Source organism: Achromobacter sp. DH1f (assembly GCF_000633435.1).
GTDB lineage: Bacteria > Pseudomonadota > Gammaproteobacteria > Burkholderiales > Burkholderiaceae_B > Achromobacter > Achromobacter deleyi.
The window spans coordinates 30,480-46,788 of the sequence record NZ_AYMF01000001.1 but is presented as its reverse complement, the minus strand read 5'-3'; the positions used below and the strand labels follow the sequence as shown (position 1 = coordinate 46,788).

Annotated in this window: 10 protein-coding genes; 3 read left to right on the top strand and 7 right to left on the bottom strand. The window is 66.3% G+C overall.

The features are described 5' to 3' along the window. Positions 1 to 100: 100 nt before the first annotated feature. The 5 genes from U858_RS0100195 to U858_RS0100175 all read right to left on the bottom strand — a co-directional run bounded on the left by U858_RS0100195 (position 101) and on the right by U858_RS0100175 (position 7,152). The gene (locus U858_RS0100195; RefSeq protein ID WP_051593508.1) at positions 101 to 1,363 is read right to left on the bottom strand and encodes a DUF418 domain-containing protein; all 1,263 of its coding nucleotides are present in this window, start codon (positions 1,361 to 1,363) and stop codon (positions 101 to 103) included. Between the two features lie 23 nt (positions 1,364 to 1,386). Next, complete coding sequence (locus U858_RS0100190; RefSeq protein ID WP_025135183.1) at positions 1,387 to 2,034, bottom strand: TetR/AcrR family transcriptional regulator; 648 nt, start codon at positions 2,032 to 2,034, stop codon at positions 1,387 to 1,389. Positions 2,035 to 2,228: 194 nt separating this feature from the next. After that, positions 2,229 to 4,550 (bottom strand): DNA topoisomerase IV subunit A, encoded by a 2,322-nt coding sequence (gene parC / locus U858_RS0100185; protein WP_025135182.1) that lies wholly within the window; start codon positions 4,548 to 4,550, stop codon positions 2,229 to 2,231. Between the two features lie 35 nt (positions 4,551 to 4,585). Then, on the bottom strand, positions 4,586 to 5,191 hold the full coding sequence (locus U858_RS0100180) for a YcxB family protein (RefSeq protein ID WP_025135181.1): 606 nt from the start codon (positions 5,189 to 5,191) through the stop codon (positions 4,586 to 4,588). Then, on the bottom strand, positions 5,191 to 7,152 hold the full coding sequence (locus U858_RS0100175; RefSeq protein ID WP_025135180.1) for a DNA topoisomerase IV subunit B: 1,962 nt from the start codon (positions 7,150 to 7,152) through the stop codon (positions 5,191 to 5,193). Before U858_RS0100175 ends, U858_RS0100180 begins: the two co-directional genes overlap by 1 nt. A 327-nt stretch (positions 7,153 to 7,479) precedes the next feature. On the opposite strand from U858_RS0100175, the gene trxA reads away from it, so the two are divergent. Together trxA and rho are read left to right on the top strand one after the other, a co-directional pair. After that, a complete protein-coding gene (gene trxA, locus U858_RS0100170) occupies positions 7,480 to 7,806 on the top strand; it encodes a thioredoxin TrxA (protein WP_025135179.1) in 327 nt (108 codons plus the stop codon). A gap of 117 nt (positions 7,807 to 7,923) precedes the next feature. After that, positions 7,924 to 9,183 (top strand): transcription termination factor Rho, encoded by a 1,260-nt coding sequence (rho, locus tag U858_RS0100165; protein WP_006218533.1) that lies wholly within the window; start codon positions 7,924 to 7,926, stop codon positions 9,181 to 9,183. Between the two features lie 103 nt (positions 9,184 to 9,286). On the opposite strand, the gene U858_RS0100160 is transcribed toward rho, so the two are convergent. Together U858_RS0100160 and U858_RS0100155 are read right to left on the bottom strand one after the other, a co-directional pair. Further along, positions 9,287 to 9,634, bottom strand: coding sequence for a hypothetical protein (locus tag U858_RS0100160; RefSeq protein ID WP_029953364.1), 348 nt, complete (start codon positions 9,632 to 9,634; stop codon positions 9,287 to 9,289). 105 nt (positions 9,635 to 9,739) lie between these two features. Further along, positions 9,740 to 13,378 (bottom strand): YhdP family protein, encoded by a 3,639-nt coding sequence (locus U858_RS0100155; RefSeq protein ID WP_042884034.1) that lies wholly within the window; start codon positions 13,376 to 13,378, stop codon positions 9,740 to 9,742. 84 nt (positions 13,379 to 13,462) lie between these two features. On the opposite strand from U858_RS0100155, the gene glnE reads away from it, so the two are divergent. Beyond that, on the top strand, positions 13,463 to 16,237 hold the full coding sequence (gene glnE, locus U858_RS0100150; protein WP_025135176.1) for a bifunctional [glutamate--ammonia ligase]-adenylyl-L-tyrosine phosphorylase/[glutamate--ammonia-ligase] adenylyltransferase: 2,775 nt from the start codon (positions 13,463 to 13,465) through the stop codon (positions 16,235 to 16,237). Positions 16,238 to 16,309: the final 72 nt, after the last annotated feature.

Here is a 16,309-nt window from a genome sequence, read left to right as displayed (position 1 = left end):
CTGCCGGAAGACGCCTGGCAGGCGCCAGATCGACCTCACAGCCCCTGCCAGTGCGGCGGCCCTGTCCGGCTCGGACCCGGGCCGCGCCCCAAAGGCCGGCCTAGCCGCCCCGCTCCGCGGGCAAGCGGCGCCAGGCCGGCCACGCGCCAATGGTCAGCGCGCGCAAGAACCATTCGACCGGGCCGTAGGCGTGGCGGCGCAGCCACCATGCCGACAAGGGCAACTGCGCCGCGAACAGCATCGTGGCGATCAGCAGCGTCATGCCCGGCGACACGCTGCCGGACAGCCGCAGCCCCCACGCCGTGAACAGCCACGCACACACCACCGATTGCATCAGGTAGTTGGTCAGGGCCATGCGGCCGGCCGGCGCCAGCCCGCGGGCCAGGCAGGCGCCAGGGCGCGTGCGCATGGCCAGCAGCAAGGCCGCGGCGTACGACATGCTCAGAAGCGGCGCGGTGAACAGGTCAGCGGCCAGGCCCAGCGTTTCCCACACCCGCGCCGTATCCAGGGCGGTGGTCGCGTAGAACGCGGACCCCGCCAGCCCCGGCAATGCGCCCAGCGCGCAGAGCAGCCATAGCACGCGCGGCTCGCGCCACGGGTCGGCCAACGCCTGCCTGCGTCCCAGGGCGTAGCCCACCAGGAACATCGCGAACACGAACGGTCCCTGCACCAGCACGATGGTGGCCCAGGTGACCGAGGTCAGTTCTTGCCAATGCCGGGCGATGGTGGTCATGACCGTCCCGCGATAGGCCTCCATCGCCGCCAGGGCGTCGGCGGCGGACACCTTGGCCGCGGCGCGGCTGAACGTCGCGGTGCCGACCGGGTCCAGCAGGCTCAAGGCGCCCAGCGCCGCCCAGGCCAGCGATACCAGCCCGATCAGCCACAGCGCCCGCTGCAACGCGCGGCCCGGCGCCATGCCGCGGCAGGCCATCAACACCAACCCCAGCAGCGCATAGGTCAGCAGGATGTCGCCCTGATAGAACAGCACGGCATGCGCCAGGCCCAGCGCCGCCAGCCCCAGCAGCCGCCTGAAAAAACGCGGCGCGAAGGCGGCCCCGCTGCGTTCGGCCGCGGCCATCTGCAACGTGAAGCTGTACCCGAACAGGAACGAGAACAGCAGGTAGAACTTGGTCTCGAACAACCACGCGACCAGCCAGCCCACCACGTGGTCCTGCGGCCGCGAGAAGTCGGGATGGGGAATCCCGCTGGCGTAGAAGGGTGAGGCGAACACGCCGATATTGACCACCAGGATGCCGAAGAGCGCGAAACCGCGCAGCGCATCGACGTGCGCCAGGCGTTGGGGTGCGGCTTGCGCGCCGCCCTGCCGCCCCGACAGTCCCGTGTCGGCCGTTTGTGGCACCATCTGCGGCGCTTGCACAGGCGTACTCATGCGCCCTCTCCCGTCGTGCCTTTGCCCGTTTTGCCGTGGCCCCCCGGCAACGGCGGCAGGCACCCTTGCAACGCGCCATCGAGCAACCGGCCGCCCGCAGCCGCATCGAATCGGGGGTCGACGACCGACCGGCTGTAGATGCCATCGAGCAGCAACAGCAGCAGGTCGGCCATTTCGGCGACGGGCCGCGGCAGCGCGTCGGGCGGCAGCGGGCGCCACACGGCCGTCAGCAGCGCCGTCAGCGCCGCCTTGCGTTCGGCTTCGTTGGCCATGACCAGGGCGTGAACCCGCGGATTGCGCACTGCTTCGGCCAGCACCTCCATGCCCAGACGCACGAAGGCGGGGTCCTGGTACTGCGCCAGGTTGTGGCCGACCCAGCGGGTCAGGGCCGCGCGCGCATCGGGCTCGGCGTCTGCACCTTGCTGGCGTTCGCGCAGCGCCTCGGTGTCCGATGCGATCAGGGCTTCGATGATCTCGGCCTTGCTGGCGTAGTAGTGGAACAGATTGCCCGGGCTCATGCCCGCGCGCGCGCAGATCTGCGCGGTGGACGTGGCGTGAAAGCCATGTTCGGCGAAACACTCGGCCGCGGCGGCCAGTATCTGGCGGCGACGCTCGTGCTGCCTGGCGGGATCTATTTTTCGCATGAGGAGAGAGGCGATGCGGTGCGGGTAGTCAGGATTTTATTAATAGACTGATTGATCTATCTATTAAATATCATGGCCCTTCCCGAGGTCAAGCCTGCCCTGCGGGCAAGCCTGGGCAAGAAGCTCCCACCGCGCCCATAAAAAAGCGGCGCCCGCAGGCGCCGCCTTCATGGATGCCGTGCATCCCGCCGCGATCAACCCAGCACGGGCGACAGCAACGGCTGCTTGGGCCGCACGTCCAGCGCCCGGCCCTTGCGTGCACGCTTGCCGACATAGATGGCCAACGCGTCGCCGACCAGGATGTCCTCGGTGTGCTTGTTGCGGTAGATGCCCGCGGCGCGCAGGCCCAGCGCACCGATCGGCACGGTCTGAGCGAGCTTGTCCGCGCCATCCAGGCCCATCAGGATAGTGCCGCGGCCGCCGCCGGACAGCGCCTTGACCTCGTCCAGCCCGAACACCAGGAACTTGCCCTTCTGCGACAGCAAAGCCAGTTGCTTGGCGCCATCGAACAGCGGCACGGGGTGCAGCAGTTCATCGCCCGCTTCCAGCGTGATGAACTGCTTGCCGGCGCGTTGGCGGCTGATCATGTCCGACAGCTTGGCCGAGAAGCCATAGCCGCCTCGCGTGGCCAGCAGCCAGCGGCTGTCGGGCGCCGCCGCGATGGTGTGCACGATGCGCGAACCGCTTTCCAGGTCGATCATGGTGGTGACCGGCTGGCCGTCGCCGCGCGCCGACGGCAGGCTGGCTACCGGCACCGAATAGACCCGGCCGTTGTCGCCCATGGCGATCAGCGTGTCGGTGGTACGGCATTCGAAGGCGCCGTACATGTCGTCGCCCTGCTTGAAGGCGAATTGCGACTTGTCGTGGCCGTGGCCCTGGCGGGCGCGCAGCCAACCCTTTTGCGACACCACCACGGTAACGGGCTCGTCCAGCACCTTGGTTTCGAGCACGGCGCGTTCGGCCGTTTCGATCAGGGTGCGGCGGTCGTCGCCATACTGCTTGGCGTCGGCCTCGATTTCCTTGATGAGCAGGCGCTTGAGGGTGTTGGGGTTGTCCAGCAGCTCTTGCAGACCGACCTGGTCCTTGCGCTTTTCTTCGAGCTCTTTCTCGATCTTGAAGCCTTCCAGGCGCGCCAACTGGCGCAAGCGCATTTCCAGGATGTCTTCGGCCTGGCGCTCGGACAGCTTGAAGCGTTCCATCAGGGCCGCGCGCGGCTCGTCGGATTCGCGAATGGTCTGGATGACTTCTTCGACGTTCAGGTAGACCACCATGCGGCCTTCCAGCACATGGATGCGGTCAATGACCTTGTCCAGGCGGAAGCGCGTGCGGCGCACGACGGTATTGGTGCGGAATGCCAGCCATTCGACCAGGACGTCGCGCAGGCCCTTCTGGCGCGGACGGCCGTCGGTGCCGATGCAGACCAGGTTGACCGAGGCGCTGCTTTCCATGCTGGTCTGGGCCAGCAGGGTATTGACGAATTCGTCGCGATCGACGCGCGAGGTCTTGGGTTCGAACACCAGGCGCACCGCGGCATCCTTGCCGGATTCGTCGCGCACGGCGTCCAGCAGGTTCAGCATCACGGCCTTGGCCTGGGATTGCTCGGGGGTCAGGCTCTTCTTGCCGCTCTTGACCTTGGGGTTGGTGATTTCCTCGATTTCCTCGAGCACCTTCTGGCCTGACGTGCCCGGGGGCAGTTCGGTGACCACCAACTGCCACTGGCCGCGCGCCATTTCCTCGAACGTCCAGCGGGCCCGCACTTTCAGCGAACCGCGCCCGCCCGCGTAGATCTGGGCGATGTCGGCGGCGGGGGTGATGATCTGGCCGCCCCCGGCGAAATCGGGGCCCGGGATCATGCCGTACAGCTCGGCGTCCGGCAGTTGCGGATGCTTGATCAGCGCCACGCAGGCCTGGGCGACTTCGCGCAAGTTGTGCGGCGGAATCTCGGTGGCCATGCCGACCGCGATACCCGATGCGCCGTTGAGCAGCATGACGGGCAGGCGCGCCGGCAGCATCTGGGGTTCTTGCTGGCTGCCGTCGTAGTTGGGCACGAAGTCGACCGTGCCTTCGTCCAGTTCGTCCAGCAGCAGCTTGGCGATGGGCGTCAGGCGCGCTTCGGTGTAACGCATCGCGGCGGCGTTATCGCCATCGCGCGAACCGAAGTTGCCCTGGCCGTCGATCAGCGGATAGCGCAGGGAAAAATCCTGCGCCATGCGCACCATGGCGTCGTAGGCCGCCTGGTCGCCGTGGGGGTGATACTTGCCCAGCACGTCGCCCACGACGCGCGCGGACTTCACGGGCTTGGCGCCTGCAGCCAGGCCCATGGCCTGCATCGCGTACAGAATGCGGCGCTGCACGGGCTTTTGCCCGTCGCCCACGTCCGGCAGGGCCCGGCCCCGCACCACGGATACTGCGTAGTCCAGATAGGCCTGTTCGGCATAGCGCGCCAGGGTGATGGCGGCATCGCCGCCCTCTTCGGGCGCGGCGTCGAACAAACCGTGTTGATTGCTGTCGGTCATGATGGTTTCAGGTAGACAAATTCATTGAAACGGCGTCATTGGGGACGCGCGGCGTCCAGCAGTTGGATATCGGCCACGTGCTCGCGCAACTGGGCGCGCACGGCATCCAGCGTCGCGGCGTCTTGTCCGCGCTTGGGGATGATCACGCCCTGCAGGGTGCCCAGGATGACGTAGAGATGCTGCGGCGTTTCCTCGACCCGGCGCACATCGCCCCAGGCGAGCTGCCCGGACGCGCCGGCGACGGTGTCCTCGATGCCGCCTGGCCCGAAGACCAGTTGATGGCGGCCCAGGAACAGGCCGTCGGGCCGCTTGGCCAGCATGCGGCGCGTGTTCATGCGCACCAGCCCCGGCAGCACGAACTCGTAGGCCAGCGCCAGCAGCGCCAGAATGCCCAGGCCCACGGCCAGGCCCTCGAAGTACACGGGCAGCATCAGGCCCCAGTTGGGCCCATTGCCGCCCCAGGTCTGCCAGGCCAGGTACGCGAACAACACTACGATCATCAGCACGGCAAAGCGCAGGTGCGACCGGTAGCGGCGGCGCCGCAGCGCCGGCCGCTTGTAGACGTACGCCGAGAAATCGGCGTAGTCGTCGGCCGTGAGATCGACCGCCATGGACGCGGGTGGCAACGGGGCCAGCGTCATCAGATGTCGAGCTCCGCCAGGTTGCCCTTCTCTTCGATCCAGGCACGGCGCTGCGACGATTCACCCTTGCCCATCAGCATGTCGAACATGCGGGTGGTGTCTTCGGGAGTCTGGTCGCCATAGCCCACCGGCAACAGCCGGCGCGTGTCCGGGTTCATCGTGGTTTCCCAGAGCTGCTCGGGGTTCATTTCGCCCAGGCCCTTGAAGCGGCTGACCGCCCAGGCGCCCTCGCGCGAGCCTTCCTTGCGCAGCTTGTCCTGCGCGGCTTCGAGCTCGCCTTCGTCCAGGCAGTAGATCTTGCGCGCCGGGCGCTTGCCCTGCGCCGGCACATCCAGGCGGAACAGCGGCGGCTTGGCCACGAACACGTTGCCGGCTTCGACCAACTTGGGAAAGTGCTTGTAGAACAGCGTCAGGAGCAGCACCTGGATATGCGAACCGTCGACGTCGGCGTCCGACAGGATGCAGATACGGCCGTAGCGCAGGCCAGACAGGTCCGGGGAATCGTTGGGCCCGTGGGGGTCCACGCCGATGGCGACGGAAATGTCATGGATTTCGTTGTTGGCGAACAGGCGGTCGCGGTCGACTTCCCAGGAATTGAGCACCTTGCCGCGCAGCGGCAGGATGGCCTGGAATTCCTTGTCGCGGCCCATCTTGGCGGACCCGCCGGCCGAATCGCCCTCGACCAGGAAGACTTCGGTGCGGCTGGCGTCGCTGGACTCACAGTCGGTCAGCTTGCCCGGCAGCACGGCCACGCCGGAGCTCTTGCGCTTTTCGACCTTTTGCGCCGAACGCTGGCGCGCCTGCGCCTGGCGAATGGCCAATTCGGCCAGCTTCTTGCCGTATTCCACATTGCTGTGCAGCCAGAGGTCGAGCGCGCTCTTGGAAAAGCCGCCCACCAGGCGAACCGCGTCGCGGCTGTTCAGGCGTTCTTTGATCTGGCCCTGGAATTGCGGGTCGAGCACCTTGGCCGACAACACGAAGCTCGCGCGGGCGAACACGTCTTCGGGCAGCAGCTTGACGCCCTTGGGCAGCAGGCTGTGCAGTTCGGCAAAGCCCTTGACCGCGCCGAACAGGCCTTCGCGCAGGCCGGATTCGTGCGTACCGCCGGCCGGCGTGGGGATCAGGTTGACGTACGACTCGCGCACGGCATTGCTGTCTTCGGTCCAGGCCACGACCCACTGGGCGCCCTCGCCTTCGGCGAAGTTCTCGTGGTCGGCGCCGGCGTATTGCTCGCCTTCGAAGAACGGCACCATCAGTTCGGCGCCGGACAGCGCTTCGGCCAGGTAGCCGCGCAGGCCGTCCTGGTATTGCCAGGTCTTGGTGTCGCCGGTCTTTTCGTTGACCAGCAGCACCTTCACGCCCGGCAGCAGCACGGCCTTGCTGCGCAGCAGGTGGGTCAATTCGCCCAACGGAATATTGGGGCTGTCGAAATACTTCGCGTCAGGCCAGACCCGCACGCGGGTGCCCGACTTCTTGCGGCCGCCCTGATCGTAGGGGGCCAGGGGTTCGGCGACGTCACCGCCCTTGAAGACCAGGCGGTTGACCGCCCCGTCGCGCCAGACCACGACTTCCAGGCGGGTCGCCAGGGCGTTGGTGACGGACACGCCGACACCATGCAGGCCGCCGGAAAAGGCGTAGGCGCCGCCGCCGGCCTTGTCGAACTTGCCGCCCGCGTGCAGGCGGGTGAACACCAGTTCCACGACGGGCGCGTGTTCTTCGGGGTGCAGGCCGACGGGAATGCCGCGGCCGTCGTCTTCGACGGAAATGCTGCCGTCGATATGCAGCGTGACCTGTATCTGTTTGCCGTAGCCAGCCAGGGCTTCGTCTGCGGCGTTATCAATGACCTCCTGCACGACGTGCAGGGGGTTTTCGGTGCGGGTGTACATGCCCGGGCGCTGGCGCACGGGCTCCAGCCCCTTCAGGACGCGGATGGACGCCTCGTTGTAACGTGGAGTGGCCAAGTTATCCCCAACATCTGTGGAAAAAAACCGACATTTTACGGATAAGCCCAGATTCTGCGCGGCTCCGGGTGGAATGCGCACGACCTGACCAGCTCCGAATTCGGTAGGATGACGATAGACACAGCGAGCGTAGCCGGGTTCAACCACTCCGATCACGACAACTGCGCCGCAACATCCTACACAAAAGCGGCAAACCCTGTTGTTATAAACAGTGGTATGACTGTCGTTATTGACAGTGGTATGCTTTAATCCATTCCACAAACAAGAACAACGGCAAGGCGCGTCCCTTTTTACGCGCCTTTTGCTGCCGAACCGAGAATCACCATCATGAGCGACCAAATCAAGAACGTCAGTGACGCGAGCTTCGATGCCGATGTGTTGAAATCCGGCCAGCCGGTGCTGGTGGACTACTGGGCTGCCTGGTGTGGCCCCTGCAAGATGATTGCCCCGATCCTGGAAGAAGTTGCCACCGAGTACGCAGGTCGCCTGACGATCGCGAAGCTGAACGTGGACGAAAACCAGGGCACCGCCTCCAAGTACGGCATCCGTGGCATTCCCACCCTTATGCTCTTTAAAGACGGCCAGGCTGCCGCCACCAAGGTTGGCGCGCTGTCGAAGTCGCAACTCACCGCATTCCTGGACGGCGCGTTGTAAACTGCGTGCTGTGAACGAAGGCGCCGCCCTGGTGGCGGCGCTCATTCAATACCGCGCGAGCCCGTCCGTGGCGCGCCGCCAGAACCCTCCTTTACTTTTCCCCCACCACTCACCGCGATGCACCTCAACGAACTGAAGGCGCTGCATGTCTCGCAGCTGCTGGAAATGGCCGCTGGCCTGGAAATCGAGAACGCCAACCGCCTGCGCAAGCAGGAGCTGATGTTCGCCATCATGAAACGGCGCGCCAAGCAAGGCGAGCAGATCTTTGGCGACGGCGTGCTTGAAGTCCTGCCCGACGGCTTCGGTTTCCTGCGCTCGCCCGAGACCTCGTATCTGGCCAGCACGGACGACATCTACATCTCTCCGTCCCAGATTCGCCGTTTCAACCTGCACACCGGCGACTCGATCGAAGGTGAAGTGCGCACGCCCAAGGATGGCGAGCGCTATTTCGCCCTGGTCAAGGTGGACAAGGTCAACGGCGTGGCGCCTGAGGCGATCAAGCATCGCATCATGTTCGAGAACCTGACGCCGCTGCACCCGAACCGGACCATGCGTCTGGAACGCGACATCAAGAGCGAAGAGAACCTCACGGGCCGCATTCTTGATGTCTTCGCCCCCATCGGCATGGGCCAGCGCGGCCTGATCGTCGCCAGCCCCAAGTCGGGCAAGACGGTGATGATGCAGCACATTGCGCACGCCATCACCACCAACTACCCCGATGCCGTGATGATCGTCCTGCTGGTGGACGAGCGCCCGGAAGAAGTGACCGAAATGCAGCGCACCGTGCGCGGCGAAGTGGTGGCCTCGACCTTTGACGAACCCGCCACCCGCCACGTGCAGGTTGCGGAAATGGTCATCGAAAAGGCCAAGCGCCTGGTCGAAATGAAGAAAGACGTGGTGATCCTGCTGGACTCGATCACCCGCCTGGCCCGCGCCTACAACACCGTCGTGCCGGCTTCCGGCAAGGTGCTGACCGGCGGCGTGGACGCCAATGCCCTGCAGCGCCCCAAGCGCTTCTTCGGTGCGGCGCGCAACCTCGAGGAAGGCGGTTCGCTGACCATCCTGGGCACCGCGCTGATCGAAACCGGCAGCCGCATGGACGAAGTCATCTACGAAGAATTCAAGGGCACGGGCAACTCCGAAGTCCACCTTGAACGTCGCCTGGCTGAAAAGCGTGTCTACCCGTCGATCAACCTGAACAAGTCGGGCACCCGCCGCGAAGAACTGCTGATCGCTCCGGACCTGCTGCAAAAGGTCTGGGTGCTGCGCAAGTTCATCCACGACATGGACGAAGTCCAGTCCATGGAATTCATCCTGGACAAGATGCGTGCGACCAAGACCAACGCCGAATTCTTCGACATGATGAAGAAGAAGTAAGCCGGCCTTTCGCGACGGTTATCGATTTGGCGAGGACAGCCCCAAGGCGGTCCTCGCCAAATGCTTTATGGGGTGGCGTTTCGGTCAGTCTTTGGGCCAGCGATCACTGCAATTTGGGATCGGGGAATGGCAGCTTGTCCTGGGACGAACTGGGCTGGGCCTTCCACTTCTTGCCCTGCTTGTAGAAGTCCATCTGGTTTTCGTTGACCGCGGCCCCCATCGTCACCGCCACCGTGCACGCCACCTGCCCCGGGTGGGTGGCTTCTTCGGCAGCCACGCAGGTGCCCAGCTTGACCTTGGACGGACGGGACAGCCCGGTGCCCTCCAGCATGTCGACAATGGCATCCGTGGCCTCGGGGATGGTGGGCAGCACCAGGCCCTGGGCCTGGGCCCAGGCGGAAACGCTCATCAATGCAACCGCCGTTGCCATGCGGATACGGGACGTGGGCATCTTGTCAGCTCCATCAGTATTGGGACTGACGCAGCTTATAGGCAGAGCCGCGTTGCTGTCTGTACGGTCTGTATCGCAATGTCAGGCCTCGCGCGGGCCGCCCAATCAATGTTCGATGAACTCTTCCAGGCTGCGCGGCTTGGGCGTCTGCTTGGGCGCCGGCTTGCCCGAGGCATCGATGGGATCGATCTGCGGATCGTCCCAACTGCCGGTGACGGCGTATTCCAGGGTCATCGCCCGCGCCAGCGGCTGCTTGAGCAGCCACTGCGTCACGAATGCCCCCAGGCCGATCAGCGGGTTGACGGCCAGCGCCGTCACCATGGCCGCGCCGCTGGCGTCCAGGTTGGGAATGACCACCGCCTTCAGATTCCAGCGCTCTTGCACGATGTTGACGCCGCCGGCCAGCACGATGGCGGCCACCGGGCCGTTCAGCTTGTAGCCCTCGGTGGTCAGCGAACCGTCGGCCATTTTGACCTGGCCTCGCACGGTATCGAACGGAAATCCGTCGCGCAGCAGGCTGGTGGGGTTCACGTCCAGTCGGGCCAGGCGCTGCAAGGATTGCAGCGACAGCAATTCGAGCAAGCGGGCCGTGCGCGAGTTCACGTGCATGAAGCGGCCCTTGTCCAGGCTGATCTCGGCATCACCGACGATGTCGGCAATGTTGTGGGTCCAGGGCAGATTGCGCCAGGTGGCCTTGCCCTTGACGCTGCCCGTGCCGCCAGACACCACATGTTCGAAGCCGATGCGGTCCATGAAGCTGCCGACGTTCTCGAACTTGACCGTGGCATCGACCGTCAGCCCGCGATCCGGTCCTTCGAGCCGCCAGGCGCCAGTGGCATTCAGCGTCGCGGCGTCGTTGGTGATCGACAGTTTGTCCAGGCGCCATTGGCGGCCCCGTTCCAGATTGGTCCCCAGTACCTGCAATTCGCCCAGGTTCTTGCCATACAGCTTGAATTCCTTGGCCTGCAGGTCAATGGCCGGAATGTCGGACAGGTCGCTCCCCGACGACAAGGCCTTGTCGGCCTCATTGGTGTCATCCGCGCCGCCCAGCGCCAGGTGCTTCAGGCGCGCCGTGATCTGGCCGGCGATGGCGCCCGAGGCCTCGCGCCACGACAGCGAACCGGCCGCCTGGCGCGATTCAAGGTCTACGCGCCACTGCGCCGGGGCCGGACGGGTGGCGTACAGGGTCAGGTCGTTCAGGGTGTAGCCGCTGGTGCGCAGCACCCCCGTGGCAAGACTGATCCGCTCGGGCTGCGGCAGCAGCGGACGGGCGGCCGGACGCCCCTTGACGGGCGGCGGGCTGAAGCCGTCGGACACGGCCTCCCAGCCGTCCATGTCCAGTTCAGGCAGGCTGGCGCTCAGGCTCAGGCCACGTTCGGGCAGGCTGGCCGGACGGCCGATGCCCAGCGTGCCGCGGGCGAAATACGAGGGCGACGAATCCGTTGGGTCCCGCTCGAACAGCGCATTGATGTTCTCGCCCAGGCTGGCCGTGAGCCAGCGGCGGCCCTTGGCGCCGCGATCCTGCGCGGCGCCCCACTGCAGCTTGAGCGTCTGCGCGGTGGCAGCGGGCTTGCCCACCGGCGCCGGCATGTTGATCGCCATGCCGACCAGATCGGTTTCCATCGCCAGTTCGACCGACCCGCCACGCTGGTAGCCCACCGAGCCTTTATAGGCGGCCTTGCCCGAAAACCGCGCCATCGACGGCGTATTGCTGATCTGCGTCAGGCCCGATCCCGCCAGCACGCCATCAAAGCGCAAGACATCCTTGGGCTGGGACAGGCTGCCCGATATCTTGACCGGACCACCCAGGAACTGCGCGCGGATTTCCTTGGTATGCACGCCTTTTTCCGAAAATTCCAGGTCGCCATGCATCTGGCTGAGCAAGGGCATTTCGGGCATGAAAGTGAACGTGTTATCCGCGAACTGGATCTTGCCTTCGACCTGGGTATCGTCGGTGTTCATCAACGGCACCTTCAACTTCAGCGGCATGCGCCAGTTGCCGGTGCCCCGGGCTTCGTCCAGCGCCCCGTCGAGCAGGCCGCCCAGAGGCGAGTTTTCGGCCAGCGCCAGGTAGGCGGGCACCGTGCCGGTCGTGTCGCCATTGACCGTCAGCTGGGCGTTGTGCTCCATGTCGGGAATGCTGGCAGTCACCGCGCCCAGCGTCACCGTCTGGTCCGGGCCGGTGTGGGCCACCGCACCGCCGGGGCTGTCCAGCACCAGGCCCACCTTGTCGACCCGGAAGCTGCCGGACAGGTTTTCCAGCATCGGCCAGCCCTTGCGATGGCTGCGTGCCGGCGCGTAGTCGACCTTGGCGCCCGAATAGGCGCCCGCGATGACGAATTCGCCCGTCGAACCCGGCGCCCCAAAGGGAAACTCGTCCAGGTCCCCCTTGAGGGTGATGGCGGCCGATTCCATCTGGCCGGCGGGCAAGCCGGTGGCCAGCCACTCGCGGGCGTCGGCGTTGACCTCGAGCGGCAGATAGCGGTGGATGGCGTTCATCTTGCCCCGCACCAGCGTGCCGCGCATGTCGACGCTGCCCGCCCCGCTCTTGCCTTCTTTGCGCCATTGGCCTTGCAAGCGGACATCCAGGTCACTGTTGGCGATACGCAATTGGCCGACGTCCACGAACCAGTTCTTGGCATCGGTGCCTTTGGTCTGGGCGTCCAATGCCAGTTCGTCGGCCACCAGCTCGGGCTGTTCGAAGACGCCCGGCAGCGCCACGCGCAATTGTTCGACGCGCCCCTTGACCGACAGATTCGCGGCGCCAGGGCTGCGCGCCAGCGGCACGCTGGCGTTTTCAATGAAGTCGCCCGGCGTGCCTTCGATGCGAAGCTGGGCATAGCCGCTGCGGACGGCGGGCCCGTCGGCGGCCGCGGTCCAGCCGAGGCCGCGCCCCGCCACGTCCGCCGTCAGCGTGGTGAACTTGCCATGATCCAGCTGCAGCCAGGCCCGGCCGCTGATGCGTCCCTTGATCGGAGGCGGCGGCGCCCACGGCGCCCAGGCCTGCGGCTCGGCGTCTTCCAGGGCGGCATAGAGTTCACCGCTCCAGTTGGCCGGGTTGGACGCATCACCCGCGAACAGGCTGCGATTGAATTCGCCGCGCAGGTCCAGCTTGCGGCCCAGCGCCGGATCGGCGTCGGCGCGCAGCACGAAACGATGCGACAGGCTGCCATTGCGCACCAGGAAATCGACATTGCTCAGTACCAGGTCAGGGGCCTGACGCATTTCGTCCTGCCAGCGGATGGTGGCGCCGCGGATGAGCAATTCGCGTTGCGCGGTCAACCAGCGCAGCGCGGGGTGATCCAGGTCCGAACGGTGATCGCTGGCGTTCAGGTCGATGCTTTGGCCCGCCACCCACAGGTGATTGTCGGTATCGCGGCGCAGGGTCAGTTCGGGCTGCTCGACGCGCAGGCGCACCAGCTTGGGCGACAGGGTCAGGATGCTGCGCCAGGCGAGCACGGCGGACACCGACGGCAGCGTCAGCACCGGCGCCGCGACGCCGTCATGCACCGCGACAGAGGTCAGTTCCAGCCGGGGGTTCAGGCCTTGCCAATCCGCCTTGATGGCGCCGATCGAGACGCGTGCGCCCAACGCCTGGCTGGCGTAGGCTTCGATCTGGGGCCGCCACTGGTCCACGCGCGGCAAGACCCAATAGCGCACGCCCAAGAGCCCGACGGCCACGACGCTATAGATAGTCAGCGCCGCCCAGAACAGGCAGCAGAGCACTTTTTTTGAAACAGACACGGATCGGTGGGCAGGAGAATATGTCTTGCGGTATCGTCCCCACTTATACCTGAAACGCGCCCATTCGTCTCTCGCCTGATACCCATGTCCACGCCCTCCCTGCTTGCCCCCGCCCTGGCCTGGTCCGGCCACCTGCGCCGCCGTCTGGATGCCCATCCAGACCTGGCCGCCTGGCTGGAAGACGCCGTGCGCCTGCCGGTCACCCCCGAGCGGCTGGCGCAGTGGCAGGCGGAGCTGGCGGGCCCCGGCGCGCCGGCCGTGCTGCCGGTGGACCTGTGCCGCCAAGTGCTGCGCAAACTGCGGGAACGCGTGTTCAGCACGCTGATCGTGCGCGACCTGGCCGGCCAGGCGCCGCTTGAAGAAGTGGTAGGCGCAATGACGACCCTGGCCGACATGGCGGTGGCCGCCGCCTACCGCAGCGTGGCGGCCGACCTGGCTGCCGTGCATGGCGTGCCGCGCGATCCGGCCACCGGGCAACCCCAGGAAATGCTGATCGTGGGTATGGGCAAGCTGGGCGGCTGCGAACTCAATGTCTCGTCCGACATCGACCTGATCATGCTGTATGGCGAGGAAGGCGACACCGACGGCCCGCGCCGCATCAGCCACCACGAGTTCTACGGCCGCCTGACCCGGCGCATGATGCCCGTGCTGTCCGAGGTGGATGCGAACGGCCAGGTGTTTCGCACCGACCTGCGCCTGCGCCCCGACGGCGATGCCGGCCCCCTGGCCTGGAGCCTGGACGCGCTGGAACACTACCTGATCGGCCAGGGCCGCGAATGGGAACGCTACGCCTGGCTCAAGGCGCGGCTGATGCCGGCCCAGGCATTTGAAGGCAGCGACAGTGCGGCCCAGGCAAGGCAGCTGGAAAGCCTGCGCGTGCCCTTCGTGTACCGCAAGTATTTCGACTTCGACGCGCTGGCCGCGCTGCGGGCCCTGCGCGAACGCATCCGCCAGGACTGGCAGCGGCGCGCCATGGCCCGCAACGGCATCGACAGCGCCAACAACATCAAGCTGGGCGATGGCGGCATCCGCGAGATCGAGTTCGTAGTGCAACTGGCCCAGCTGATCCGCGGCGGCCGCATGCCGGCGCTGCAAAAGCGGGGTCTGCTGGAAGCGCTGCACGCCGAATGCGTCGCCGGCCTGCTGCCCGAAGACGACGCGCGCCGCCTGGAAGAGGCCTACCGTTTCCTGCGCCGCACCGAACACGCGCTGCAGTACCGCGAAGACGAGCAGACCCACCTGCTGCCCGGCGACCCCACGCTGCGCGCCGGACTGGCCGCGGCGCTGGGCTACACCCCGGAAGATTTCGAAACCACCCTGGCCGCGCACCGCCAATTCGTCTCGCAGACCTTCCGCAACGTATTCCGGATGGTGGGCATGGACACCGAGGACACGGCCAATGCGCCCGATGCCCAAGGCGACCCGGCGACCGACGAACCCGACAGTGAATGCGAACTGGCCGAGCAGATCCGCCAAGCCTTCGGCGACGAAGCCGACGACCTGCTGCGCCGCACCGAAACCCTACTGGGCAGCCATCGCATCCGCAGCCTGCCGGAAAGCAGCCGCCGCCGCATGGAAGTCCTGCTGCCCGCCGCGCTGCGCGCCGCCCGCCAGACGCCGGCTCCGCTGGCTGCGGCCGTGCGCCTGTTCGACCTGATCGAAAAGATCGCCCAGCGCAGCGCCTATCTGGCCCTGCTGGCGGAGTATCCCGACACCCTGGCGCGGGTGGCCCGCATGGTGGCCGCCAGCCCCTGGGCGGCCCAATACCTGACGCAGCATCCGCTGCTGCTGGACAGCCTGATCGACTGGCGCACCCTGTTCGAACCGCTGGACTTCGCCCAGATCGCCCGGCAACTGCGCGCCGACCTGGACGCCTGCCGCCTGCCCGACGGCGATCCGGACATCGAACGCCAGATGAACCTGATGCGCGACGTGCAGCGCCAGGCCAGCTTCCAACTGCTGGCGCAAGACCTGGAAGGCGAACTGACGGTCGAGAAACTGGCCGACCAGTTGTCGGCGCTGGCCGACCTGCTGCTGACCGAAACCATCCACCGCACCTGGCCGCTGGTCAACAAGGTGCCAGGCGCCACGCCCCATTTCGCGGTGATCGCCTACGGCAAGCTGGGCGGCAAGGAACTGGGGTATTCGTCGGACCTGGACCTGGTGTTCCTGTACGACGACCCGCGCGAAGACGCATCCGAGGTCTATGCCAAGCTGGGCCGACGCATGACGTCGTGGCTGTCGACGATGACCTCATCGGGCCGTCTGTACGAAATCGATCTGCGCCTGCGCCCGGACGGCGATGCGGGCCTGTTGGCCGTGTCCGTCGAGGCCTTCGAGCAGTATCAGCAGAAGCACGCCTGGGCCTGGGAGCACCAGGCACTGACCCGGGCCCGCTACGCGTCGGGTGACACAGCCGTCGGCGAGCGATTCGAGCAGATCCGCGAGGCCATCCTGGTGATGCCGCGCGATGCGGCCGCGCTGCGCGACGAAGTGCTGGCCATGCGCGAAAAAATCAACGCCGGCCACCCGAACAGCAGCGGCAAGTTCGACCTGAAGCACGATAGCGGCGGCATGGTCGATGTGGAATTCGTGACCCAGTATCTGGTGCTGTGCCATGCGGGCACGCACGCCGTGCTGGTGCGCAATCTGGGCAACATCACGCTGCTGCGCCTGGCCGGCGAGGCGGGCCTGATCGACCCTGCCCTGGCGGCGCGCGCGGGCGACGCCTACCGAGTATTGCGGCGCATCCAGCACCAGTTGCGCATGCAAGGCGTGGAAAAGGCCCGGGTCGCCCCCGACCAGTTACAGGCCGAGCGCGCCGCGGTGCGCGAGCTCTGGCAGGCAGTGTTCGGCTGAACAATCAGGGACGCGCCAGGCAGCCCGCTTGGGGCGTCCCGTGCAAAAGCGGCAACTCATCGTAAAATAAGG

Excerpts from the sequence above, each read along its gene's own strand:
- U858_RS0100180 (WP_025135181.1), bottom strand. The coding sequence starts at position 5,191 with ATGACGCTGGCCCCGTTGCCACCCGCGTCCATGGCGGTCGATCTCACG.
- parC (WP_025135182.1), bottom strand. The coding sequence starts at position 4,550 with ATGACCGACAGCAATCAACACGGTTTGTTCGACGCCGCGCCCGAAGAG.
- U858_RS0100195 (WP_051593508.1), bottom strand. The coding sequence starts at position 1,363 with ATGGTGCCACAAACGGCCGACACGGGACTGTCGGGGCGGCAGGGCGGC.
- U858_RS0100190 (WP_025135183.1), bottom strand. The coding sequence starts at position 2,034 with ATGCGAAAAATAGATCCCGCCAGGCAGCACGAGCGTCGCCGCCAGATA.
- rho (WP_006218533.1), top strand. The coding sequence starts at position 7,924 with ATGCACCTCAACGAACTGAAGGCGCTGCATGTCTCGCAGCTGCTGGAA.
- glnE (WP_025135176.1), top strand. The coding sequence starts at position 13,463 with ATGTCCACGCCCTCCCTGCTTGCCCCCGCCCTGGCCTGGTCCGGCCAC.
- trxA (WP_025135179.1), top strand. The coding sequence starts at position 7,480 with ATGAGCGACCAAATCAAGAACGTCAGTGACGCGAGCTTCGATGCCGAT.
- U858_RS0100160 (WP_029953364.1), bottom strand. The coding sequence starts at position 9,634 with ATGCCCACGTCCCGTATCCGCATGGCAACGGCGGTTGCATTGATGAGC.